The organism is Kitasatospora sp. NPDC001660 (assembly GCF_053596725.1).
This window is the reverse complement of record NZ_JBSFGU010000021.1, coordinates 46,609-68,673: the sequence shown is the minus strand read 5'-3', so window position 1 is coordinate 68,673 and position 22,065 is coordinate 46,609. Positions and strand designations below refer to the sequence as shown.

Below are 22,065 nucleotides of genomic sequence, written 5' to 3'. Positions count from 1 at the left end.
CGGGGCCGCGGTGTGTTGTGCGGACGGTCTCCATACTGTTCAGGAATTCCCCTCCGAATGTTGATAGACGGCTTCGCTACGCGCATCAATGCGCTCTGAGCTGCGACCTTTTGAACTTCGCTACGGTACGGCTGGGTTTCCTTTGCTTCCGATCTCGTTGACCCGCTTTCAGCGGCTCTGCTTTGCTTCGGGCCTTCCCTTCGTCCCAGTGAACTGCCGGCGCTCCCCACACCTTTGTGCCGGCAGGAGAGAGGAACCCTCACGATGGGCATGTCCCCCACGTCCAGAGTCCTGACCGGTCTGTCCTCGCTGGTGCTCGCCGCCGCGGGCTTCGCCGCCGCCACGCCCGCCCAGGCGGACCAGCCGAGCAGCGAGTTCGCCGGGCACACCCACCCCTACCGGCACGGCGTCGTCCCGACCAAGGAGGCCGGCGCCGCCTCGGCCGGCAAGCGCACGTCGAACCTGAACTACGGCGGCGGCGTCGACGGCATCGGCGTCACCACCGGCGCGCCCAAGGTGTACCTGGTCTTCTGGGGCTCCCAGTGGGGCACCCAGGGCACCGACGCCAACGGCTACACCACGCTCTCCGGTGACCCGAGCGGCATCGCCGTCCGCGCGCAGCAGCTGTTCAAGGGCCTGGGGACGAACAACGAGACCTGGTCCGGCGTCATGACGCAGTACTGCCAGGGGATCGCCAAGGGCGCGACCTCCTGCCCGTCCACGGCCGCCCACGTCGGCTACCCGACCGGCGGCGCGCTGGCCGGCGTCTGGGTCGACTCGTCGGCCACCGCTCCGGGGCAGGCCACCGGCAACCAGATCGCCAACGAGGCCATCGCCGCGGCCGGTCACTTCGGCAACACCACCTCCGCGGCCAACCGCAACGTCCAGTACGTGGTGCTCTCCCCCACCGGCACCCACCCGGACGGCTTCAACACCACCAGCGGCAACTTCTGCGCCTGGCACGACTGGAACGGCGACACCACCCTGAGCGGCGGCGCGGCCGCGTCCCCGTACGGCGACCTCGCCTTCACCAACGACCCGTACGTCACCGACATGGGCACCTCGTGCGGCCAGAACTACGTCAACACCGGCAGCGCGGGCCTGCTGGACGGCGTGACGATGGTGTACGGCCACGAGTACGCCGAGACCGTCACCGACCAGAACCCGGCGGGCGGCTGGACCGACTCGTCCGGTTCCGAGAACGCCGACAAGTGCGCCTGGAAGGGCACCGGCGGCGTCGGCGGCGCGCAGAACGTGACGTTCGCGACCGGCTCGTTCGCGATGCAGGGCACCTGGGCGAACGACTACAACGGCGGTGCGGGCGGCTGCGAGGTCTCGCACCCGGTCGTCCCCTGAACCAACCGGACCAACTGACGGCCGCCGGAAAGCGGGCGCCGGGGTGGGCCGTGTGGGCCCACCCCGGCGCCCGTGCCTTTCGGCTACGGCGCGACCAGCCCGAACTCGTAGGCCTGGATGACCAGGTGGACCCGGTCGCGGGCGTCGAGCTTGGTGAACAGCCGGGCGACGTGCGCCTTCGCCGTGGCCACGCTGATGACGAGCTGCTCGGCGATCTCGGCGTTGGAGAGCCCGCGCCCGACCAGCGTCAGCACCTCGCGCTCGCGCTCGGTGATGTTCTGCGCGACCGGGCGGCGCGACGGCGCGGACTGCGGGCGGGCGGCGAACTCGCCGATCAGGCGGCGGGTGATGCTCGGCGCGATCAGGGCGTCCCCGGCGGCGACCACGCGGATGCCGTCGAGGATGGTCTCCAGGGCGAGGTCCTTGACGAGGAAGCCGCTCGCGCCGGCGCGCAGCGCGCCGTACACGTAGTCGTCGTCGTCGAAGGTGGTGAGGACGAGCACGTGGGTGGCCGTGCCGGGGTCGGCGACGATGCGGCGGGTGGCCTCGATGCCGTCGACGCCGGGCATGCGGATGTCCATGACGGCGACGTCCGGGCGCAGCCGGGTGACCAGTTCGACGGCCTCGGCGCCGTCGCCGGCCTCGCCGACCACCTCCAGGTCGGGGGTGTCGGCGATGAGCACGCGCAGGCCGGTGCGGATGAGCGGCTGGTCGTCGACCAGGACGACACGGATCACGGTCCCACCTCCACGGGGAGCGGCAGTCGGGCGGCGACGCGGAAGCCGCCTTCGGGGCGCGGGCCGGCGCTGAACTCGCCGTGCAGCAGGCCGACCCGCTCGCGCATGCCGGCGATGCCGTAGCCGGACCCGGTGTCCGGACCGGCGCCGGAGCCCAGGTCGACGACGGTGACGGTGACGGAGTCCGGCTCGTACGCGACGGTGACGTGGCAGTCCCGGGTGCCGGAGTGCTTGACCACGTTGGTCACGGCCTCCTGGACGATCCGGAAGGCGGCGAGGTCGACGTCGGCGGGCAGGTGGCGCTGCTCGCCGGTGCGGGTGAGCACGACGCGGACGCCGGCGCCCGCGGTCTTCTCCACGAGCCGGTCCAGCTCGGCCAGCCCGGGGGCGACTTCGAGCGGTGCGGACTCGCCCTCGCCCTGCCGCAGCGCGCCGAGCATCCGGCGCAGCCCGGCGAGGGTCTCGCGGCTGGTGGCCTCGATGGCGTCGAGCGCGTTGCGGGTCTCGGCGGGCTGGGTGTCCATGACCCGGCTGCCCATGCCGGCCTGGATCGCGATGATGCCGATGCTGTGGGCGACCATGTCGTGCAGCTCGCGGGCAATGCGCAGCCGTTCGGCGGTGACGGCCTGTTCGGTGGCGCGCCCGCGCAGAGCCTCGGCGTGGCTGCGGCTCTGGTGGACGGTGTTGCCGACGAGCCAGGCGATCGCGACGGTCGCGGCGAGGCCGCCGTAGGCCATCGGGTTGACGGGGTAGCCGTTGAGGGCGCCCCAGAGGAACAGGCCGACGAGCATGGCGACCGGCATCCCCGCGGCGCACACGGAGACGAGCCGGGAGCGGGTGGCCGCGCAGTAGCCGACGACCGCGTCGGCGATCAGGAACTGCACGACCGTCGCCTCGGGGACCCGCCACATCCCGAGCGAGAAGAGGCTGCCCGCGAGCGCCACCGCGATGGCGGCCGGCGGCAGGCGGACCAGCAACGCCGCGACGGCCGTGGTGACCACCGCCGTGACCACCAGCGGCATGTCCTCGGGGTTGCCGTTGTAGGTGAGGAGGTGGCGCAGTTCGTCGTCGCGGGTGAAGAACCGGAAGACGACGACGGACACCCAGAACGCCGCCACCCACACGCCCGGGGGCAGGCGCCGGAGCAGGGGCGGGCGGGGTTCGGTGATCATCGCCCGATCGTATCGATCACCCGCCCGGCGGCACATTGGTCCGCGGGCCTAAGCCCCGGGGCCAGTGCGGTGACCGCGCGTTGTGTCCCGTCGCCCGATGCCCGGGTGCGGGCCCGACCGCCACCGTTGTCCCCGTGATCGAGATCGAGCGGCTCAACAACTGGTACGGCGACAAGCTCGCCGTCGACGACCTGTCCTGCACCGTCCGGGCGGGCACCGTCACCGGCTTCCTCGGCCTCAACGGCGCCGGCAAGGGTCGAGACGGCGCGCGATCGCGGCCGGCAGCGGGTACGGACGCTCGGGCGGCAGCAGGCGCTGGGCCTGCGCCGCCCGGCCTGCGCGGACCAGGTCGGCGATCCGGTGCACCTGCGGGGTGAGGTCGGTGAGGCCGACCACCCACTCCTCGGCGAAGGTCCGGATCAGCGAACGGCCGACGCCCACCTGGATGCTGTAGTGGTTGAGCGCTCCCCCGCGCAGCGTCCGCTCCGGGTCCCACTGGACGTGCACGTCCGCACCCGCGACCTCGTCCGGGTGCGCCGTCGTCAGGACGGCCCGGGACAGCGCCTCCTCCCAGCCGGCCCGGGTGATCCGGACCGCCAGCACCCGTGTCTGGCCGGGCTTGCGCGCCCAGTTGCTGCGGTGCATGAGCCAGCGGAACGACGGCTTGATCCACGTCATCCGGTGGAACGAGAACGGCGCCGTGAACCGGCCCGCCGCCAGCGCCGGTTCGGCGACGGCGGGGGCGTACGCCTGGTAGAGGACGATCGTCCGCTCGTCGTGGTCGGCCCGGATCTCGCGCAGCGCGGTCATACCGGGGGACGTTGCCAGGGCGGGTGGTCCGGCGGCAACCGAATTGGCGGGCCGACGGCGGGTCAGCGGGCGGCGGCGGCCTTGGCCCGGAAGGCGGCGAGGGTCTCCGGGGTGACGCCGCAGGCGGGGAGGAAGGCGGCGGCGCCGCCGTGGCGGGTGCGGACGAGGTCGAGGAAGACGGCCATCGCCTCGGCCGGGGCCTGCAGCAGCGGGGCCGGGATGTGCAGGTCGCGGCGGTCGTTGAGGGCGGTGCGGTGGCGCTCGGCGAGGCCCGCGAAGATCTGCGGCAGGGCGTCGGCGGTGCGGACGTAGTCGGCGACGATGCGCTCGGCCGGGACGTCCAGCAGGTCGAGCAGCAGCGCGGTGAGCAGGCCGGTGCGGTCCTTGCCGGCGGCGCAGTGCAGCAGGACGGCGCCCGGACGGGCGGCGGCCTCGACGGCGGCGACGACGGCCGCGGGGGCGGACTCGGCCATCAGCACGTAGAAGTGGCCGAGGTCGGCGGCGGTGGTCATGGTGCGCATGCGCTCGGCGAGGCCGTCGGTGGCGGGGTTCACTGGGGCGGCGACGACGGCTATCCCGGCGGACCCGGCGGCGGCCCAGTCGGCCGGGTCGGTCTCGAAGCCGTCGCGCAGGTCGACGATGGTGCGGATGTCGCGGGTCCGCAGCTGCTCGACGGTGGCGGCGTCGGCGGCCGGGAACGGCTGGGCGGAGCGGTAGAGCACACCGGGGCGCACCCGCCGGCCCTCGGGGTCGCCGAGGACGGCGGAGTCGCGGAAGTTGAGCAGGGACATGCGAGGCCTTTCGAGCGGCTGTGCAGGACATCTAGACGTCTAGATGTGTCGTCCGGATGTCTAGCCGCTCCGGGGGGTCGCGGGCAAGCCGCCGCCTCCTGTGCTTCCTTCCATGGCACCGCTGCGGACGGGAATCGTCGACCCGGAAGCCTTCGTAGGATCGAGCCTGTGGCGACCAACCCTCCCGACACCCCCGTCTACCGCCGCCTGGCGCGGCAGCTCCAGGAGCGGATCGACTCCGGCGCGTACCCGGCGGGCGCGCGACTGCCGAGCGAGCCGGAGCTGAGCGCCGAGTTCGGTGTGAACCGGCTCACGGTGCGGCAGGCGGTGGCGGAGCTGGAGCGCGCGGCCGTGGTGGAGATCCGGCGCGGGGTGGGCACGTTCGTCCGGCCGCCGGCGGTGCGCGTCTCGATCGCGGTGGACCCGCGCAGCCAGCGGTTCGACCTGGGCAGCGTGCACGGCGCCCTGCCGGGGGGCGGGTCCGACGGCGAGTTCGTCGTGGGCGCGCCGCCGGTGGCCGGCTCGGCGCAGGACGAGGAGGCGGCCCGGCAGCTGGGCCGCGGGCCGGGCGAGCTGTCGCGGGTCGACACGGTGATCCGCCTCGGCGGGCGGGCGCGGGCGGCGTGCAGCTACTGGGTGGCGTTCGGGCCGCTGCCGGCGGAGCTGGTACGCCCGGGCCGCCCCGGCAACCTGGTGCTGGACCTCGCCCGGGCGGCCGGGGTGGAGCTGGAGTACGACTGGCGGGCGTTCGGCGCGATCGGCGCGGACCTCGCGGACGCCGAGCTGCTGGGCGTCCCCGCGGGCACGCCACTGCTGGTGCGCGAGGGCGTCAGTTGCACCCCGGACGGCGCCCCGGCGCTGTACGTGCGGCGGCGGATCGACGGCAGCAGCGCCCGGTTCGTCCTGCACTTCCGCGAGCCGGGGCCGGACGCACCGCGACCGTGCGGGCCGTGAGGCGAACCCGGACAAGGGTGCGGGCGCAAGGCTCCCGGTCGCCGAGGTGCACCCGGCCCCGGAACCGGCCACCGCGCGATCCCGCGGCTCGGCGACGCGACGGGGCCCGTCACGGCCTGGCGGCGGAACACGCCGGTCGACCGATCGGGTTGTCCTACGACCAAGCCCCGTGCGTGGCGCGCGAGTCGGCGCCTCACGCCCGGAGCTAGCTTGTCCGCATGGGCGCTCAGGAACTCGACCTCACCGGGCTGCGCCGGGTCTACGGCCGCAGGGGAAGCCGGCTGTTCTACACCCGGGTGGCCCGCAACGCCCGGCACTGGGGGTGGACCGAGCCCGGGCAGTCGAAGTGGCGCCTCTGGCGGGCGCAGCGGCAGCTGGAGGACGTGCTCGGCCGCAAGCTGGCGCTCCCGCCCGGCTCCCGGGTGCTCGACGCGGGCTCCGGGGCGGGCGTGGTGGCGCGGGCGATGGCCGCCCGGTTCGGGCTCGCGGTCACCGGCGTCGACGTGCTGGACTTCCACGTCGACGCGGCGAACCGGCTGAGCGCCCGCGCGGGGCTGGCGGACCGCACCTCCTTCTCACGGGGCGACTACCACCGACTCCCGTTCCACGAGGACACGTTCGACGGCGCCTACTCGATGGAGACGCTCGTCCACTCCTACGACCCGGCGCGCGCCCTCGCCGAGTTCCACCGGGTGCTGCGCCCGGGCGGACGGCTGGTGCTGCTCGGCCCGATGAGCACCGTTCCGCTGGACGAAATGGCCGCGGACGCAAGGGCGTTGCTCGAACCGTACCTGGACGCGATGGTGATGACGGGCGCGAAGGTGTACCACGCCCGGAACCTCCCGCGCATGCTCGCCGAGGCCGGGTTCGAGGTCGAGGAGGCGCTGGACGCGACCCCGTACTACACGCCCACGACGGAGGCCGTGCACGCGTACTTCCGGCTGCCGTGGGCGCTGCTGCGCCGGCTCGGCGATCCGGCCCGGTGGCTCAACCTCCGCTCCACCGTGGAGATGTACGCCGTGCGGGAATACGTCGCCTGGTACGTCCACACCGCCGTCAAGCCGCCGAGGTGAGCCTCCGTCACGCCCCCACCCCACGTCGCGCAGGAAGTCGACCTGGTCGATCTCCTGCGCGAGGCCACGGCCACAGGGGATTGTCCGCTTGTCGCCTACGCCTTTCGCCGGCCGGCGGCCAGCAGGTCCGGGACGGTGGCGAGCTTGACCCGGGGCCGGCCTTCGGCTTCGCCCCGGGTGCGTTCGGTGCGGTCGACCGCCCGTAGTTCCTTCAGGCCCACCGCGTCGGGGCGGCGGCGGTGGACGAGGCGGTCGAAGTCCTTGCGGGTCGCGGACGGGGCGGGCAGGGTGCGGGCGGTGGCGTCGTCCAGGAGGGCGTCGACGGTCTCGCGGGCGCAGGCGCGGTTGGCGCCGATGCCGCCGGACGGGCCGCGCTTGGCCCAGCCGACCACGTACGTGCCGGGCAGGCCGTCGACGCGGCTGCCGTGGTGGGCGACCGTCTGCGCCGCCTCGTCGAACGGGAGGCCGGGCACGGGGACGCCCCGGTGGCCGATGGAGCGCACGACCAGGCCGGTCCGGATCACGTCCTCCTCCCCGGTCGTCCGCCGGACGGACATCGCCGTCACGCCGTCGCCGTCCCCCGTCAGCGCCACGGGGGACGAGAAGAAGCGCAGCACGATCCGCCGCCCCGAGCCCCCCGGTTCCGTCTCGCCGTCGAGCCGTTCCAGCGGGAGTCCGGCGAGCAGCGATGCATGCGGCGAGTGCGGCGAGTCCAGCGCGGCCCGCACCTGCGGGTGGTCGTCCACCACCACGTCCACGCCCGGCAGTCGGCGCAGCGCGAGGAATTCCGGTCGCGTCCACGCCGCCTGCGCCGGCCCGCGCCGCGCGAGCAGCACGACCTCGCGGACACCGCTCCCGCGCAGTGCCGCCAGCGCGTGGTCGGCGATGTCGGTGGCGGCGAGCCGGTCGGGGTCCGTCAGCAGGATCCGCGCGATGTCGAGGGCGACGTTCCCGTTCCCGACCACGACCACCCGCCCGCCGGCGGAGGCCGGCGACACCGCGTCGGCCGGCACGGTCGGTTCGGCGTTGTACCAGCCCACGAAGGTCGTGGCGGGCAGGCTGCCGGGCAGGTCCTCGCCGGGTACGCCGAGCCGCCGGTCGGCCGCCGCGCCGACCGCGTACACCACCGCGTGGTGGTGGGCGGCGAGTTCGTCGTGCGTGACGTCCGTCCCGACCTCCACGTTGAGGTACATCCGCAGTCGCGGGTCGTGGAAGACGCCGGCGAAGCTCTCCGCGATGCGCTTGGTCGACTGGTGGTCGGGCGCGACGCCGTGCCGCAGCAGGCCGCCGGTGACGGGCAGCCGGTCGATCATGGTGATCTCGGCGCCGGTGGTGCGCAGCAGTTCCTGCGCGGTGTACCCGGCGGACGGCCCGGTGCCGACCACGGCGACCCGCAGCGGCCCGAGGCCGTCGGGCAGGCTGCGCGGGAAGCTGGGCGCGCCCCAGGCGTGGTCGCTCGGGTGCTCGCGGTACCAGTCCCGGTTGAGCTCGCCGAACACGGTGTCGGGCCCGCGCAGCCGGTCGACCGGGAAGACCGCGTCCACCGGGCAGGCGTCCGCGCACGCGCCGCAGTCGATGCACGCCGCCGGGTCGATGTACAGCATGTCGGTCGTGCCGAACTCCGGTTCGTCCGGGGTCGGGTGGATGCAGTTGACCGGGCAGACGGACACGCACGAGGCGTCGTTGCAGCAGGTACGGGTGATCGCGTAGGCCATGGCCGGGGGTGGGTCCTCACTGGACGGGAGAGGTCTGAGGAAGGGACGTCAGAGCATGTCGACGCGGCGGTAGACGGCCGCCGAGCGCTGCGTGAGCAGCCCGGTCTCGGCGAGGAAGGCCATCAGGTGCCGGGAGCTGGTGCGCATCATGGCCTTGCGGTGCTCGTTGCCCCGCACTTCGGCGAGCGCCCGCGCGACGTCGAGCCCGGCGGCCTTGTACACCCCGGGGTGCACCATGCTGGTGACGATGACGTACGCGCCCATGGCGATGCCCGTCGCGGAGGTGCGCCGGCGGACGGGGCCCGCGTGCCGCATCCGTTCGCGGATCTCCTGCCGGGCGAACTTCATGTGCCGGGACTCCTCGACGACGTGGATCCGGGAGGTGCCGCGGACGATGTCCAGGACGTTCTCGCCGCGCATCCAGTCGCGCTGCATGACGTCGAGCACCTCCTCGGCCACGAGGATGCCGCCGTAGGCGAGTTCGCCCTTCGCGAGCGACTTGAAGGCCCGGCCGGCGTGTGCGATCAGCTTGTTCGGGCGGTACGCCGGGACGCCCATCTTCTGGCAGGCGCGCGCGAACATGATCGAGTGCCGGCACTCGTCGGCGATCTCGGTGAGCGCGAACTGGAACTCGGCGCCGGCGGGGTTCTTGAGGTACTGGTCGCGGAGCACCATCTGCTGGAGGATCAGCTCGAACCAGATCCCGGTGTTCATGATCGAGCAGACCTCGTGCCGGGTGAGGGTCACCCGCTGCCGCTCGGTCATCTCGTCCCACAGCCGGGTGCCGTAGAGGGTGCTCCACTCGGGGTTGAGGCCGTAGTGGCCGTCGGGGAGGGGGGCGTCCCAGTCGATCTCGGTCGACGGATCGTAGGAGAGCATGGCGGCCGACTCCAGCAGCCGCTTCGAGACGTCGTCGTCCGCCGCCGTGTGGCCGTGGGGGTGACGGTCGCCGCGGTCGTGTCTCCGGGCCACCGGACCGGTGAGAGCCATGGCTGCCTCCAGGTGCCTGCTCCTGCGGGTTCCCGCTCACCCGCTTATTAGACGGACAGTACAATAAGAGCCCGCCCCCGAGAACCCCCCGTGCGACGGTGGGGGCGCACAGCGAAAGGCCCGCGCCCCCGGGAGCGGATCCCGGGGCCGCGGGCCCATGGCGCGATGCGTCTTCTACCGGAGTGCCTGCCGAAGCACCTACCGGAGTGCCGCCCGCAACGCCTGCGCCGCCTCCGCCATCGCCTCGCGGAACCGGTGCCCGATCCCGATGTAGTTGGCGTACCCGTGGATCAGGTCCGACTGCCGGCTCAGCTCCACCGCGACCCCCGCCGCCCGCAGCGCCTCCGCGTACGCCTCGCCCTCGTCCCGCAGCGGGTCGAAGCCCGCCGTGCCGACGTACGCGGGTGGCAGGCCGGCCAGGTCCTCGGCGAGCAGCGGCGAAACGCCCGGGTCGGTCCGGTCGACCGGCTCGGGGGCGTAGCGGTCCAAGAACCAGTCCATGTCGGCGCTGGTGAGGAAGAACCCGTCGGCGAAGAGGTCCCGGGACGGCCGGCGCACGGACGCGTCCGTCGCGGGGTACAGCAGCAGCTGGAAGACGGGCGCGGGACCGCCCCTGCGCACGGCCCGCCGGGCGGCGACGGCGGCGACGTTGCCGCCCGCGCTGTCGCCGCCGACGGCGATCCGCTCCGGGTCCGCGCCCAGGTCGCCCGCCTTGGCGAGCGCGAAGTCCACTGCGGCCAGGGCGTCGTCGGCCGCCGCCGGGTACGTGTGCTCGGGCGCGAGGCGGTACTCCACCGACAGCACCCGCACCCCGGCCTGCTTCGCCAGGAACCGCGAGACGTGGTCGTGGCTCGCCCGGGAGCCCACCACCCAGCCGCCGCCGTGGAAGTACACGAGCAGCCCGGACCGCTCCCCCAGCCCGGCCGGGGTGTACAGCGTCGACGCCAACTCCCCTTGATCCGACGGGATTTCGACCTCCCGGACGGCCACCGGCCCGATCGCCGGCCCGCCCACCAGGTACCGCGCGTACTCCATCGCCACCCGCGACGGCCCGACCCCACCCGGCATCACCAGGGTCGCCTTCGACAGCCGCTGCAGCTTGAGGATCAGCTGCGCGTCCAGCGCGAGCGTCTGCCCGTCCCGCACGACCGGCGCCCCCGCGATCGCCCGCCGCACCCCCTCCGGCAGCGCGTACGCGCCCCGGACGACGGCGGCCTGGATCCGGACGGGGAGTGGAATCGTCATCTCTGCCTCCTGGGGGGCTCTCCTGGGGAGCCCCATGATGGGCCCGCTCGCCGACCGGGGGAAGCCTCCTCGACGCCCGCTCAAGGCGGCCGCGACCGCCCGGGAGGTCAGCCCGGTCGCCTTGAGCTGTTGGGGGACGGCATCGCGGTCCTCACCTCCTCGTGACGGTGGCGCAGGACACTCGTCTCCCTCTCGCGATGCCGTCGGACCGGGCGGAAAGTGGATAGGAGGGCTTCAAGGGAGGCGTGATGGTCATGGATCGGTATCCGCCCATCGCTGACCACGGGCTCGTCGGCGACCTGCAGACTGCGGCCCTGGTCTCGTCCCAGGGGGTTGTCGACTGGTTCGCGGCTCCCCGGTTCGACTCGCCCAGTGTCTTCGCCGCCTTGCTGAGCCACGATCGCGGCGGCTATTTCCTCCTCGCCCCCGAGGACCGGTCCACCGTCTGCAAACAGCTCTACTATCCGGACACGGCGGTGTTGGTGACGCGGTTCATGTCGCCGGAGGGGGTCGGCGAGGTCTTCGACTTCATGCCGACGGACCGGATGGGAACACCCTCCGAACGGCACGTTCTGGTCCGCGGGGTGCGGGTCGTACGCGGAACGGTCCGCTTCGCCCTGGAGTGCCGGCCGCGGTTCGACTACGGCCGGGCCACCCATGAACTCGACCTGCGGGACGGCACCGCCGTCTTCCGGGCGCCGGGGGTCACCGCCCATTTGCAGAGCACCTTTCCCCTGCAGGTGGACGGCCGGGACGCCGCCGACATACGGGGTGCGGTCACCCTGAACGCCGGGGAGGTGGCCGGCGCCGTCTTCACCGTCGACGGACCGGACGGGGAACTGCCGCCGCCCCCGACCCCGGACGGCGTGACCGAGCTGCTGTGGCAGACCGTGGACTTCTGGCAGCAGTGGGTACGCGGTTCCCGGTATCGAGGCCGGTGGCCGGGCGCGGTGAACCGCTCCGCCATCACGCTCAAACTGCTCACCTACGCTCCTACGGGTGCCCCCATCGCCGCGGCCACCATGGGTCTGCCCGAGCAGGTCGGCGGCGAGCGGAACTGGGACTACCGGTACACCTGGGTCCGCGACGGCTCACTGTCCGTACGGGCACTGCTGGACCTCGGGTTCACCGAGGAGGCGGCGCAGTTCACCCGCTGGCTGGGGGACCGCCTGTGGAGCCACGAGGGCGCCGGTGGCGAACCGCTCCAGATCATGTACCGGGTCGACGGAGACCCCGAGCTGACGGAGGAGGTCCTCGAACACCTGGAGGGCTACCGCGGCTCGTACCCGGTGCGGGCCGGGAACGCCGCCGCCGATCAGCTCCAGCTCGACATCTACGGCGAGGCGCTGTACGCCCTGGCGGAGGGCCGCGAGATCGGCATGCGGGCCGGCTACCACGGCTGGAAGAACCTCGCCCGGACGCTGGACTGGCTCGCCGACTCCTGGGACCGCCCCGACGAGGGTATATGGGAGACCCGCGGCGGACGCAACGACTTCACCTTCAGCCGGATCATGTCCTGGGTGGCCTTCGACCGTGGCCTGCGCCTGGCAGCCGAGTTCAGCCGTCCTGCCGACACCGTCCGCTGGACCGCCGCTCGCGACACCATCCTCGAACAGGTGATGCAGCGCGGCTGGAACGCGAAGGAGCAGGCCCTCGTCCAGTACTACGGAGGCGATGTCCTCGACGCCTCGCTGCTGCTGATCCCCCGGGTCGGGTTCATGGCCCCCCGGACGGAGAGCTGGCTGTCGACCCTGGACGCGATGGAGCGCACCCTCGTCTCCGACAGCCTCGTCTACCGCTACGACCCCGAGGCTTCTCCCGACGGTCTGCGTGGCTCGGAGGGCACCTTCAGCCTCTGCACCTTCCTCTACGTGGACGCCCTCGCCCGCGCCGGGCGCCTGCGCCCGGCGCGCTACGCCTTCGAGAAGATGCAGACGTATGCCAACCACGTCGGCCTCTTCGCCGAGGAGATCGGCCCCAGCGGCGAGCAGTTGGGCAACTTCCCGCAGGCGTTCACCCATCTGTCGCTGATCATGGCGGCCACCACCCTCGACGACGCCCTCGACCGGCAGCGCGACCGCTGACCGGAGGTCCCGTGCGTCTCGGCCCGCCGCTCACGTGCGGCGGGCCGAGGCGTGACGGAGTGGGGTCGGACTACTGCCGGACGCCGTCGAAGGCGATGCCCAGGTGCTGGGGGCCCCTGAGGACCGCGTTGCGGCGGTACGGGGGCGGGTCCTCGACCAGGCGGGGGTTGTCGAGTCGGCGGACGAGTTCGGCCAGGGCGAGCTGGGCCTCCAGCCGGGCGAGGGGAGCGCCGAAGCAGCTGTGCACGCCACTGCTGAAACCGAGGTGCTGGTTGTCGGGACGGTCGGGGATGAAGCGGTCGGGGTCGAGGAACCTCTGGGGGTCCCGGTTGCCGGAGGCGAGCACCAGCCAGAGGGAAGCGCCCTTGGGGATGGTGGTCCCGGCGATCTCGATGTCGGCCAGCGTGGTCTTCTGCGGCAGCAGGTGCACGGGCGGCTCGTAGCGCAGCAGCTCTTCCACCAGCGGCACGACCAGGTCGGGGTCGTCACGCAGCCGCTGGAGGACGTCGGGGTTGCGCAGCAGGGTGAGCATCCCGTTGGTGATGAGGTTGACCGTGGTCTCGTGGCCGGCGATCAGCAGCAGGATCGAGGTGCTGACCATTTCGACCGGTGACATCCGGCCGTCCGGTCCGTGGCCGGCGGCCATCGCGGAGAGCATGTCGTCGCGGGGTGAGCGGCGGCGCTCCTCGATCAGGGCGGCGAGGTAGGCGGCGAGGTCGGTCCGGGCCCGGCGGAAGACCTGCAGCTGCGCTTCGCGCTCCTCGGCCGTGCCGTGGGCGGGATCGACGCTGGCGGCGATCGTGTCGGCCCAGCCGTGGAAGCGCGCCTCGTCCTCCCGGGGGATCCCGAGCAGCCTGCAGATCACCGTGACGGGGAAGGGGTAGGAGAAGTCCTCCACGAGGTCGACCTGTCCCCGGTCCCGGAAGCCGTCGATGAGTCCGGACACGATCTCGCCGAGTTCGCCGCGCATCTCGTACACCCGTCGAGGGGTGTGTGGCGGCCCGAAGGGCCGCATCGCCAGTCCGCGCAGCCTGTCGTGCTCGGGCGGGTCGAGCCTGATGAAGGCGGGCGGCAGGTCCGGGTCGTCCTCCTGGGAGACGGTCCTGGTTGCCTCGGGGCTCAGGTTGCGGTTGTCGGAGCTGACCCGCGGGTCGTGGAGCAGGCTGTGGATCTCCCAGTACGTGCTGACCAGGTAGGGACCGTCCTCGTCCCGCACCACCGGGGTCTTGCGGAGCTCGGCGTACAGGGGGTACGGGTCGGCGCGGTTGGCGTAGTCGGTGATCTGGCGCAGGAGTGCGACCGACGTCATGGCGTGGGTCCTTCCGAGTCAGGCGTGGAGGGGGGTGAACGAGACGCGCCGGTCGGACGGCGAGTGGCCGCTGAGGGTGACGGTGGGGCCGTGGCTGGGCAGGGAGGGGTCGGGGAAGGCGGCCGGTACCGGCCGCATCCCCTCGGGGCGCCGGTCGACGGTGGTGAACTCGGGAGGGAACGGCGCGGCCTGTTCGATCTGCTTCTGGTAGAACTCCAGCCATTTCGCCTGGTCGAAGGTGACAGCGGCGATGATGCGGCCCTGGTAGCCGTAGGCCGCGGTGAAGCAGTGCTCGTCGAGGGACCCCTGGGTGACGATGATCTCGTCAGCCATGGGCGGCACGCCGACGGACTTGATGTTGACGCCGAACTGGGCGGACCAGAAGGACGGCGTCCAGAGGTGCGGGCGGCGGTCCGGGCCGGAGCTGATCATGTTGTGGGCCGCGATCTCGGCCTGCGCGACCGCGTTGCCCCAGTGCTCCAGGGAGAGGAACTGGTAGCCGAAGAGCGCGTGGGGGGAGCGGGCGACGTCACCGGCGACGAAGACGTCGTCGGTGACGATGCCCCGCACGTCGAAGGCCCGGCAGCCGGCGTCACAGGCGATCCCGCGCGGGCCGGCACCGAGACCGGATGACGCGAGCCATTCGGTGTTGCGGGTCGCCCCCAGGCAGACGACCGCCACTTCCACCTCGACCGAGCTGCCGTCCGACAGGTGCGCACGCCGCAGGCGTCCCGCGGAGTCCCCCTCCAGCCCGGTGACCATGAGACCGCACCGCAGGTCGACGCCGTGCTCGCGCTGCAGCTTCGCGGCCACCTCGCCGACGACGCCGCCGAGTGCGCCCACCAGGGGAGCCGCGCCGCGCTCGACGACGGTGACGTCCAGTCCGCGCTCACGGCAGGCGGAGGCGATCTCGGAGCCGGTGAATCCGGCCCCGATGACCAGGACCCGGTTCGGGCCCGCGCTCAGCCGGCGATGCAGGCGGGCGGCGTCGTCGCTGGTGCGCAGCACGAAGACCCCGTCCAGGTCGGCCTCCAGCTCGTGCGGCCAGGGCCGGGCGCGGACGCCGGTCGTGATCAGCAGCCGGTCGTACTCCAGCGAGTCGCCGTCGGCGAGGTGCACCCGCTTGGCTGCCAGGTCCAGCCCGGTGGCCGCGACGCCGAGCCGCCACCGCGCGTCCAGCGCCCGGCGCCGGGGCAGCTCCGTGTGGTCGGCGGGCACTCTGCCGAGCAGGACCTGCTTGGACAGCGGCGGCCGGTCGTACGGCTCGTGCGGCTCGTCACCGACCAGGGTGAGGGTGCCGGCGAAGCCTTCGTCGCGGAGCGTCTCGGCGGCCCGCAGGCCCGCCAGAGAGGCTCCCACGATGACGATGTGTCCCTCACGCCTGAGCTTCTGCAGTGAACCGTCAACCGACACGGGAGGCACCCGCCCTCTCCGCGATCAACGCCCCGTCCGTGCCTTCCACGGTGATGGCCTTGACCGGGCAGGCGTGCGCTGCCCGCATCACGTTCTCCCGCTGCGCGTCGTCGGGTTGCGGGTCGTACATCAGCGCCTCGTCACCGTGCATGGTGAACGCCTCCGGGGCCAGGAAGGCGCACTGTGCGTACCCCTGGCACCGGTTGAGATCAACGACAAGCCTCATCAGGTCTCCGCTTCATCAGCGTCGTGGCACTGCCACTGATCCGCTCCCCCGCCTTCGGCCGGGAGGTGCCCCATGATCCGCGTGCAGCCCGGACACGTGGTGTCCCCGGTCCACCATGGAAGGCCCTCCCGGCACGGCGCACGTCCACCGGGCCGATGAGGTGAGACACCCCGCGCCGCGGCCGACCCGCCGGAGCGGTGAAGTCAGCGGTGATCCGGACCGGGTCCTCCCCCGGACGGACCAAGGGCGCGAGCCGAGCCGCACCGCGTACTGGTGCTCGTGCTTCTGTTCCGTGTACCGCCGCAGAGAGGGAGAGACATCGATGGGCACCAGCACCGGCGAGAGTCACGCGACCGCCGCCTATTCGCTGCTCAAAGGCCAGAAAGCCTTGGTGACCGGCGCGAACTCCGGAATCGGCAAGGCCACCGCCATCGGCTTGGGAAAGGCCGGTGCCGATGTCGTGGTCAACTACGTGTCCGATCGCGAATCCGCCGAAGAGGTGGTGCGGGAGATCGAGAGCTCCGGGGTGCGGGCCTACGCGCACGAGGCCGACGTCTCCCAGGAGAACCAGGTGGCCGGGATGATCTCCCACATGGTCGACGAGTTCGGCACGATCGACGTCCTGGTGGCCAACGCGGGCCTCCAGCGGGACGCAGCCGCCACCGACATGACCCTGGCGCAATGGCAGAAGGTCCTGGACGTCAATCTGACCGGCCAGTTCCTGTGTGCCCGGGAGGCGACCAAGGAGTTCCTGCGCAGAGGAGTCGTCCCGGAGGTCTCCAAGTCCGCGGGAAAGATCATCTGCATGAGTTCGGTCCACCAGGTCATTCCCTGGGCGGGGCACGTGAACTACGCGGCCTCCAAGGGCGGCGTCCTGATGATGATGCAGACCCTGGCCCAGGAGCTCGCACCTCACAGGATCAGGGTCAACGCGGTCGCCCCTGGAGCGATCCGCACCCCCATCAACCGAGCCGCCTGGGACTCTCCGGAGGCGGAGGCCGACCTGCTCCGCCTGATCCCCTACGGCCGGGTCGGCGACCCGGAGGACATCGCCACCGCAGTGGCCGCGCTGGCATCCGACCTGTTCGACTACGTCGTGGGCGCCACACTCTACGTCGATGGCGGGATGACGCTGTTCCCCGGCTTCGCCACCGGCGGATGACCGTCGACAACGTGGACGGACCCGCTCACAAGCAGCCCCGCGCAGCTCGGACCGACTACGTCAGCGCGCTCTACGGATCGATCCTCGCCGCATCGGTCGTGGCCGGGGCCGGCCTCGGCCCCTTCCCGCGGATCCAGCTCGTGCTGCTCCTGCTCGTCACCGCGCTGGTGTTCTGGGCTACGCACGTCTACACCGCCCTCGTCGGAGACCGGCTGGCGCACAAGTCCTTGACCTGGGAGGAGATCCGCCGCGAGGGCGCCCGCGAGTGGCCGATCGTCATGGCCGCCGTTCCTCCGGCCGCTGCCGTGGCGATCAGTCCGCTCCTGGGGATCGGAGTGACGGGAACAGCCTGGTTCGCCCTCGCCGTGGCCGGGGCCGAGCTGGTCGGCTGGGCCAGTGCCGCACTGGTCCGCGCCGGCGCGACTCGCCGTCTGGTGGTGGTCAGCGGCGCCGTCAACCTTCTGCTCGGGCTGATCATTGCCGCCGCCAAGGCCGCACTGCAGCACTGACGAATGCAATGAGGCCGGTCAACCCGACATTTCGTCGGGTTGACCGGCCTCATTCGGTCGGTTGACCTTTGTGCGCGAGGGGGGAGTTGAACCCCCACGCCCTTTCGGGCACTGGAACCTGAATCCAGCGCGTCTGCCTATTCCGCCACCCGCGCATCTGGGTGATGAGTAAATAGTAGCCCACCCGGAGGGGTGCTTCTGACCACCCCGGGGTCAGGAGGGGAAGTCGCCGGCCCGGACGGCCGCGACGAAGCTCGCCCAGGCGGGAGCGGGGAAGACGAGGGCCGGGCCGTGCGGGTCCTTGGAGTCACGCACCGGGACGGCGCCGGGAAGGAATCCGGGGGCCACCTCGATGCAGTTGCCGCCGTTGGTGCCGCTGTAGCTGCTCTTCCGCCAGGCGGCTGCGGCGAGCTCGTTGCTCATCATCCCTGAAACCCTCCAGCACCTCGGCGATCAACCGAAGCGAGTCGCTCTCTGACAGGCACTCAGAACGGAGCTGATCATAGCGACGCTGATGCTTGGCTACAGCGGCAGAATCACCGCTCAGATACCCTCGATCGAGGCTCTCCGAGTAGAGCCAATGCTCCTCGTCCGGTAGCTCCAGCAACACCATAGCCGCGTCGATGAGAGTCCGCCGAATGGTAAACGGCGCCACGTGGATGACGACGTTGGGGAGTTGGGCCACCCGCAGGAGGTGTTCCATCTGGCATCTCATCACGGTCGCCCCGCCGATAACCGTACGGATGGCACTCTCGTCGAGAATGACAAGCAACAACGGCCCATCAGGCTCAAGCCAGCGCGTCTGCCGACTGAGTCGAGCCCTGGTCAGCTCCTCGATCTCCTCCGGTTTGCCGACTGCATCACCGGTTCCGAAGAGTGCGCGCGCGTACTGCCAGCACTGCAACAGGCCGTACATCACGCTGTTCTGGTACACCCGCTGCGCGATCGCGATCGCCTCCAGGTCCACGTACTCCTGGAACCAGTCCGGGTGCTCGATCGAGGCCTCCCAGTCGACACGGCCGTACAGCCGCATCAGCAGGTCGCCGGTGTTCAACAGCCGACCATACTCCTCGACTTCCTCGATCGACGGCTTCCGCCTGCCGCCCTCGGTCCGCGTGATCACCGTCCGGTCGCAGTGCAGGAGCTTGCCCAACTCCTCTTGGGTGTAGCCCGCTGCCTTGCGCGCGTGCCGGAGCTCCTCGCCGAACAGGACCGCCGAGCTCGCCGTCGGTCCTTGCCGAGTCTTCGAATGTGCCATCACTGCCCCCAGATGTGTGGTGCACGGCGTGCACCCCGATCTGGTCGTCACCGTAGCCCCGCACCCGGATGATTGAGACCGGAACGCAATCATCTGCATGCATAGCGTGATTGCGCGCCCCTCTCACACTCCCCCCATCCGCCCCCCGAGGTCCCCCCATGCTCAAAACCGCCCGCCGCCCCCGCACGTTCGCCGCGCGCCTCGACTCCCGGGCCTCCTCCACGCCCGTCGCCCGCCAGTTGCTCCGTGCGTACCTCTCGGCGCTGCCCTTCGGCGACCGCTACTCCGGCACCGCCGAACTGCTCCTCTCCGAGCTCTTCTCCAACGCCGTACAGCACTCCGACGCGCCCGCCGACCGTCTGATCGAAGTCCGCTTCGCCCTCATCAACCGCCGCCTTCGCCTCGAAGTCCATGACGCCGGCGCCGGCCGCCCCTCCCTCCTCCCTGCCATCCCCACCAGCGAACACGGGCGAGGCCTCCTCCTCGTCAACGAGCTTGCCGAGCGCTGGGGTTGCTGCCCCCGTGCGGGCGGGATCGGCAAGTTCGTCTGGGTCCTCATCGCGCCCGCTCCCGCCCTCGCCCCCATCTCCCTCGCCGTCTGAAGGCCGCCGATGCACCTCGTCACCCTCGCCCGGCACCTGTTCGACACCGGCTCCACCCCCGCCGACGCGTACGCCTCCCTCGCCCGCCGCACCCGTGAGCCGGCGGCCTCCGCCCGTGCCGTCTGCCTCGCCCTCGGCATCTCCCCCACCGAGACCACCCGCCGGATCGACGAGTACTTCGACGCCCTCCTCGCCGATCCGCGCCCCAACTCCGAGGCCGACACCGGTGAAGTCCTCGAAGCGCTCGGCGTGTTCGACGTCCCGAAGCCCCTGGACGCCCACGACCTGGCCGTCGTCGACCAGTTCCTCTTCGCCATCGACGCCCTCGGCGTCATCCGCGCCGGGCACCAGCACGGCATCGCCCGCTGGTTCGTCACCGGCAACCTGACCGCCGTGTTCCTCTCCCTGGCGGCCACCCAACCCCGCCCCGGCGTCGGCGATCCCGCCCACTACTGGTCGGCCCTCGTCGCCGCCGGCGAACTCCTCGCCTCCCGTACCCCGCCGGACCCCCGCATCAAGCCTGCCCTCACCCGCTGCCGGGAGCGCGCGAACACCACCCCCCAGTGATGTACTGAGGGCCGACGACCGCCGGAGGGGGAGCCATGCGCGAGATCGCCGAGGAGTGGGGCGGGCCCATCGCCGTAGTCCGGAACGCGCCGCCCGAGTGGCGGGTGACGCTGGGCTCGGGATCCTCCGACGGGTTCCTCTGCCACCTCGACGTGAACTACCACCAGGACCGCGAACTCGTCGCGATCGTCCAGAGCTCCCGGCTCGTGCCGGCCAGCCACCGGGTGCGACCCGTCTCGACGCCCGAGAGCCAGCTGTGGACCTTCCTCGCCGACTCCGGCCGCATCGAGCCCACCTCAGCGGACTTCGGCATGCCCACCGCCTACATCGGCCGGGACATCCACTTCAACGGCCTGCGCTTCCCCGTCCACGTCCACCAGGCGCACGGCTGCTCCAGCACACTGATCCCCCAACTCCCCGACCGGGAGCGGTACATCATCGTCACCGCGCCCGACGAGCACTGGGCGACCGTCACCGACCTCGTCCTGTGTCCCCCGGAGTCCCTCTGACTCCACCCGAACGTGGGGTTTGGCTCAACGAACCACCGCTCGGGTGCCGAAAGGCCAACGGGGTGGCGGCGCTGAGGGCCGCCACCCCGCCCCCTCACACCGTGGCCAGGAACTCCCTCACGGCGGCGGCGAACTCGTCGGCGGCGGTGGTGACCACCAGGTGGTCGGCGTCCAGCTGCACCCGGGCCGTGCCGGGGCGGCGGGCGGCCATCTCCTCGGCCTGCTCGGCCGGGAGGACGCCCGGGCCCTTCGTGCCGTGCACCAGCAGGGCGGGGCAGGTGGTGGCCGTCCAGTCCGCCCAGTGGTCGCCGTGGACGTCCTCCTCGGAGGCGTACATGTCCTGCGGGTGGAACGGCAGGCGCCAGCTGCCGTCCGCGTTCTCGCGCAGGCGGTCCTCGAAGTACGGCGCGGCGGGGCCGAGCGCGGCGACGAGCGCGTCGCGGCTGGAGGCGTCGTACGGCAGGTGGAGCAGGAAGCCCAGCGGGTGGCTCCCGTCCAGCCCGAGCGCCGCCGGGCCCTCCGCGTTGACCAGGGCGGCGACGCGCTCGGGATGCCGGGCCGCGAACTGGTAGGCGTTGATGCCGCCGAGCGAGTGCCCGAGGAGCACGACCCGGGCGAGCCCGAGGTGGTCGAGCAGCGCCTCGATGTCCGCGAGGTACCCCTCGCGCGAGTAGTCCCCGGCCCGCTCCGACTCCCCCTGCCCACGCTGGTCGGGCGCGATGACCCGCCACTCCGGCCCGAGCGCGGCAGCCAGCTGCCCGAACACGGCGCCCTCCGAGAGGTGCCCGTGCAGGGCGAGCAGCGGGCGGCCGGTGCCGCCGAAGTCGAGGTAGGAGAGCCGGCGGCCGTCGATGGCGAGCTCGGAGCGGATGGCGTCGTCCATGGTCGTTCCCCCTGTGAAGCGGTTGATGAGATGACCATACCCAGGAGTCAGACGATCGTGCAACACAAACGTCCAAGACATTTGTTCAGCCCCGGTCAGGCCCCCTCACACCCCCGGAACGCCCGCCGGCACTCGCGCGGGGGCACGCCGACGCGGGACGTGAAGGCGGGGCGCAGCGACACCGCCGAGCCGAAGCCGCAGCGGGTGGCGACGGCGTCGACGGGCAGGTCGGTCTCCTCCAGCAGGCGCTGGGCGGCCAGGACCCGCTGTTCGAGGAGCCAGCGCAGCGGGGTGGTGCCGGTGGCCTCGGCGAAGCGGCGGGCGAAGGTGCGCTCCGACATCAGCGCGGCGGCGGCCATCCGGCGGACCGTCCACTGGGTGTCCAGCGAAGCAAGGATCTCCGTGCGGGCGGCGGCGAGCGGATCGGAGGCGCGAGCGCCCAGTGCGTGGTGGCCTCCCGGCCGTCCATCAGCCCCGCCTCCGCCAGGACGAACGCTCGCCGCCGAACTCGCCCGCGCCACCAGCACCGTGCTGCACGCGATGCGGTTCGCGAAGGTGGTCACCACCGAGGCCGTGCTCAAGGCGGCCGGGCGTCGGATCGGCGGCTCGTAGGCGCAGCCCTCCGGCGGTCACCGCGGACCCGGGCCCCGGGCCCCGCTCTCGGGGCGGGAGCGGTTAGGTTGCCTGTGCTTCAGCCAGT

24 protein-coding genes and 1 tRNA gene are annotated in these 22,065 nt (G+C 72.1%); 10 read left to right on the top strand and 15 right to left on the bottom strand.

The annotated features are described in order from the left end of the window. Positions 1–264: 264 nt before the first annotated feature. Entirely contained in the window at positions 265–1,356 is a 1,092-nt protein-coding gene (locus ACWCXH_RS22770) for a hypothetical protein (RefSeq protein WP_449803280.1), read from the top strand. An 83-nt stretch (positions 1,357–1,439) separates the two neighbouring features. Here the strand turns inward: ACWCXH_RS22770 and ACWCXH_RS22765 are convergent, their stop codons facing one another. The 4 genes from ACWCXH_RS22765 to ACWCXH_RS22750 form a co-directional block, all read right to left on the bottom strand. Further along, positions 1,440–2,093, bottom strand: coding sequence for a response regulator (locus ACWCXH_RS22765; RefSeq protein WP_449803279.1), 654 nt, complete (start codon positions 2,091–2,093; stop codon positions 1,440–1,442). After that, the gene (locus ACWCXH_RS22760) at positions 2,090–3,265 is read right to left on the bottom strand and encodes a sensor histidine kinase (protein WP_449803278.1); all 1,176 of its coding nucleotides are present in this window, start codon (positions 3,263–3,265) and stop codon (positions 2,090–2,092) included. The genes ACWCXH_RS22765 and ACWCXH_RS22760 overlap by 4 nt, the downstream gene beginning before the upstream one ends. A gap of 237 nt (positions 3,266–3,502) precedes the next feature. Beyond that, positions 3,503–4,075 (bottom strand): DUF4291 domain-containing protein, encoded by a 573-nt coding sequence (locus tag ACWCXH_RS22755; RefSeq protein WP_449803277.1) that lies wholly within the window; start codon positions 4,073–4,075, stop codon positions 3,503–3,505. 62 nt (positions 4,076–4,137) lie between these two features. Further along, positions 4,138–4,866, bottom strand: coding sequence for a tyrosine-protein phosphatase (locus ACWCXH_RS22750; protein WP_449803276.1), 729 nt, complete (start codon positions 4,864–4,866; stop codon positions 4,138–4,140). Positions 4,867–5,034: 168 nt separating this feature from the next. Here ACWCXH_RS22750 and ACWCXH_RS22745 point away from each other — a divergent pair, with 168 nt between their 5' ends. Together ACWCXH_RS22745 and ACWCXH_RS22740 are read left to right on the top strand one after the other, a co-directional pair. Then, positions 5,035–5,820 carry a GntR family transcriptional regulator gene (locus tag ACWCXH_RS22745; RefSeq protein WP_449803275.1) on the top strand — a complete coding sequence of 262 codons (786 nt, stop codon included), beginning with the start codon at positions 5,035–5,037 and terminating at the stop codon, positions 5,818–5,820. A 218-nt stretch (positions 5,821–6,038) separates the two neighbouring features. Further along, on the top strand, positions 6,039–6,893 hold the full coding sequence (locus ACWCXH_RS22740; protein ID WP_449803274.1) for a methyltransferase domain-containing protein: 855 nt from the start codon (positions 6,039–6,041) through the stop codon (positions 6,891–6,893). A gap of 95 nt (positions 6,894–6,988) precedes the next feature. Here ACWCXH_RS22740 and ACWCXH_RS22735 read toward each other — a convergent pair whose 3' ends face one another. The 3 genes from ACWCXH_RS22735 to ACWCXH_RS22725 all read right to left on the bottom strand — a co-directional run bounded on the left by ACWCXH_RS22735 (position 6,989) and on the right by ACWCXH_RS22725 (position 10,843). After that, positions 6,989–8,608, bottom strand: a complete 1,620-nt coding sequence (locus ACWCXH_RS22735) for an FAD-dependent oxidoreductase (RefSeq protein ID WP_449803273.1) — start codon at positions 8,606–8,608, stop codon at positions 6,989–6,991. 48 nt (positions 8,609–8,656) lie between these two features. After that, positions 8,657–9,598, bottom strand: a complete 942-nt coding sequence (locus tag ACWCXH_RS22730; RefSeq protein ID WP_449803272.1) for an AurF N-oxygenase family protein — start codon at positions 9,596–9,598, stop codon at positions 8,657–8,659. A gap of 198 nt (positions 9,599–9,796) precedes the next feature. Then, on the bottom strand, positions 9,797–10,843 hold the full coding sequence (locus tag ACWCXH_RS22725) for an alpha/beta hydrolase (RefSeq protein ID WP_449803271.1): 1,047 nt from the start codon (positions 10,841–10,843) through the stop codon (positions 9,797–9,799). 254 nt (positions 10,844–11,097) lie between these two features. On the opposite strand from ACWCXH_RS22725, the gene ACWCXH_RS22720 reads away from it, so the two are divergent. After that, a complete protein-coding gene (locus tag ACWCXH_RS22720; protein WP_449803270.1) occupies positions 11,098–12,927 on the top strand; it encodes a glycoside hydrolase family 15 protein in 1,830 nt (609 codons plus the stop codon). A 70-nt stretch (positions 12,928–12,997) separates the two neighbouring features. Here ACWCXH_RS22720 and ACWCXH_RS22715 read toward each other — a convergent pair whose 3' ends face one another. From ACWCXH_RS22715 to ACWCXH_RS22705, 3 genes are read right to left on the bottom strand one after another with little or no spacing between them, the layout of a single operon-like run. Further along, positions 12,998–14,236, bottom strand: coding sequence for a cytochrome P450 (locus tag ACWCXH_RS22715; RefSeq protein WP_449803269.1), 1,239 nt, complete (start codon positions 14,234–14,236; stop codon positions 12,998–13,000). Positions 14,237–14,254: 18 nt separating this feature from the next. Continuing rightward, positions 14,255–15,649 (bottom strand): NAD(P)/FAD-dependent oxidoreductase, encoded by a 1,395-nt coding sequence (locus ACWCXH_RS22710; protein WP_449803268.1) that lies wholly within the window; start codon positions 15,647–15,649, stop codon positions 14,255–14,257. Next, positions 15,639–15,875 carry a ferredoxin gene (locus ACWCXH_RS22705; protein ID WP_449803267.1) on the bottom strand — a complete coding sequence of 79 codons (237 nt, stop codon included), beginning with the start codon at positions 15,873–15,875 and terminating at the stop codon, positions 15,639–15,641. The genes ACWCXH_RS22710 and ACWCXH_RS22705 overlap by 11 nt, the downstream gene beginning before the upstream one ends. A 322-nt stretch (positions 15,876–16,197) precedes the next feature. Here ACWCXH_RS22705 and ACWCXH_RS22700 point away from each other — a divergent pair, with 322 nt between their 5' ends. Continuing rightward, on the top strand, positions 16,198–17,037 hold the full coding sequence (locus ACWCXH_RS22700) for an SDR family oxidoreductase (protein WP_449803266.1): 840 nt from the start codon (positions 16,198–16,200) through the stop codon (positions 17,035–17,037). After that, positions 17,034–17,546, top strand: a complete 513-nt coding sequence (locus ACWCXH_RS22695) for a hypothetical protein (protein WP_449803265.1) — start codon at positions 17,034–17,036, stop codon at positions 17,544–17,546. The genes ACWCXH_RS22700 and ACWCXH_RS22695 overlap by 4 nt, the downstream gene beginning before the upstream one ends. A gap of 71 nt (positions 17,547–17,617) precedes the next feature. Here ACWCXH_RS22695 and ACWCXH_RS22690 read toward each other — a convergent pair. From ACWCXH_RS22690 to ACWCXH_RS22680, 3 genes are all read right to left on the bottom strand, one after another. Further along, positions 17,618–17,701: transfer RNA gene (locus tag ACWCXH_RS22690), tRNA-Leu, on the bottom strand. A 58-nt stretch (positions 17,702–17,759) separates the two neighbouring features. Continuing rightward, positions 17,760–17,894, bottom strand: a complete 135-nt coding sequence (locus tag ACWCXH_RS22685) for a DUF397 domain-containing protein (protein WP_449803264.1) — start codon at positions 17,892–17,894, stop codon at positions 17,760–17,762. Further along, positions 17,854–18,804, bottom strand: a complete 951-nt coding sequence (locus ACWCXH_RS22680; protein WP_449803263.1) for a helix-turn-helix domain-containing protein — start codon at positions 18,802–18,804, stop codon at positions 17,854–17,856. Before ACWCXH_RS22680 ends, ACWCXH_RS22685 begins: the two co-directional genes overlap by 41 nt. Positions 18,805–18,962: 158 nt before the next feature. Here ACWCXH_RS22680 and ACWCXH_RS22675 point away from each other — a divergent pair, with 158 nt between their 5' ends. The 3 genes from ACWCXH_RS22675 to ACWCXH_RS22665 are packed head-to-tail and all read left to right on the top strand — an operon-like array spanning position 18,963 to position 20,482. Continuing rightward, a complete protein-coding gene (locus tag ACWCXH_RS22675) occupies positions 18,963–19,406 on the top strand; it encodes an ATP-binding protein (protein WP_449803262.1) in 444 nt (147 codons plus the stop codon). A gap of 9 nt (positions 19,407–19,415) precedes the next feature. Next, positions 19,416–19,973 (top strand): hypothetical protein, encoded by a 558-nt coding sequence (locus tag ACWCXH_RS22670; protein WP_449803261.1) that lies wholly within the window; start codon positions 19,416–19,418, stop codon positions 19,971–19,973. A 35-nt stretch (positions 19,974–20,008) separates the two neighbouring features. Beyond that, complete coding sequence (locus ACWCXH_RS22665; protein ID WP_449803260.1) at positions 20,009–20,482, top strand: hypothetical protein; 474 nt, start codon at positions 20,009–20,011, stop codon at positions 20,480–20,482. A 94-nt stretch (positions 20,483–20,576) separates the two neighbouring features. Here ACWCXH_RS22665 and ACWCXH_RS22660 read toward each other — a convergent pair whose 3' ends face one another. Both ACWCXH_RS22660 and ACWCXH_RS22655 read right to left on the bottom strand, forming a co-directional pair. Beyond that, positions 20,577–21,365: an alpha/beta fold hydrolase gene (locus ACWCXH_RS22660; RefSeq protein ID WP_449803259.1), complete on the bottom strand. Its 789-nt coding sequence runs from the start codon at positions 21,363–21,365 to the stop codon at positions 20,577–20,579. A 95-nt stretch (positions 21,366–21,460) separates the two neighbouring features. Next, complete coding sequence (locus ACWCXH_RS22655) at positions 21,461–21,724, bottom strand: helix-turn-helix domain-containing protein (protein WP_449803258.1); 264 nt, start codon at positions 21,722–21,724, stop codon at positions 21,461–21,463. Positions 21,725–21,743: 19 nt separating this feature from the next. Between ACWCXH_RS22655 and ACWCXH_RS22650 the strand changes: the two genes are divergently transcribed. Continuing rightward, positions 21,744–21,977, top strand: a complete 234-nt coding sequence (locus ACWCXH_RS22650) for a hypothetical protein (RefSeq protein ID WP_449803257.1) — start codon at positions 21,744–21,746, stop codon at positions 21,975–21,977. Positions 21,978–22,065 lie beyond the last annotated feature (88 nt).